2 protein-coding genes are annotated in these 674 nt (G+C 28.0%); both read left to right on the forward strand.

Going from position 1 to position 674, the window contains the following annotated elements:
* Positions 1–76: 76 nt before the first annotated feature.
* Positions 77–349, forward strand: coding sequence for an IS3 family transposase (locus Q428_RS14235; RefSeq protein WP_035382119.1), 273 nt, complete (start codon positions 77–79; stop codon positions 347–349).
* Positions 350–402: 53 nt separating this feature from the next.
* Positions 403–674: IS3 family transposase (locus Q428_RS14240; protein ID WP_035382121.1), on the forward strand; the 272-nt coding region annotated here is incomplete at its 3' end.

Genomic DNA, 674 nt, shown 5'->3' on the forward strand with positions numbered 1-674 from the left:
TGGTGTTAGTATAGTTTTATAGACACAATAACTCGAACATATTAAAATAAAATTAGAGAGAGGATGTGTCTATAAAATGGCAAGAAATCAAAGAAAATATTCCGAAGAATTTAAAAAAACAATAGTGGAGTTATATAATTCAGGAAAAAGTTTATCAGAGTTAAGCAGCGAATATGGCATTTCAAAGTCTACTATTAACGGTTGGATAAAAAACTCAAGGCCTGTTGTTATTGATGAAGGTGAAGTTGTAACTATGAAAGAGTATAAAGCATTGAAGCAGGAGATGGCTAAAATCAAGGAAGAAAATGAAATATTAAAAAAAGCCATGGCCATATTCGCGAAGAAGTAGATTCTATCTTTAATTTCATATATGATAATAAGGACAAACATGATATTAAGCTAATGTGTAAACTATTTAAAGTTTCAAGAAGCTCTTATTACAAAAGTCTTAACAAAGTTGAAAGTAAAAGAAGTATTGAAAATAAAAGATTAAAAGAAGAAATTCTTAAAATATATAATGATAATAAAAAACGATACGGAGCTCCTAAGATCCATAAAATACTAATAAATCAGGGAGAATCCATAAGTTTAAAGAGAGTTCAAAGGTTTATGAATGATTTAGGGATAAAGTCAATAGTTTGTAAGAAGTACAAGCCCTATTCATCTAAAATCAA

This window comes from Fervidicella metallireducens AeB (genome assembly GCF_000601455.1).
Classification (GTDB): Bacteria; Bacillota; Clostridia; order Clostridiales; family Caloramatoraceae; genus Fervidicella; species Fervidicella metallireducens.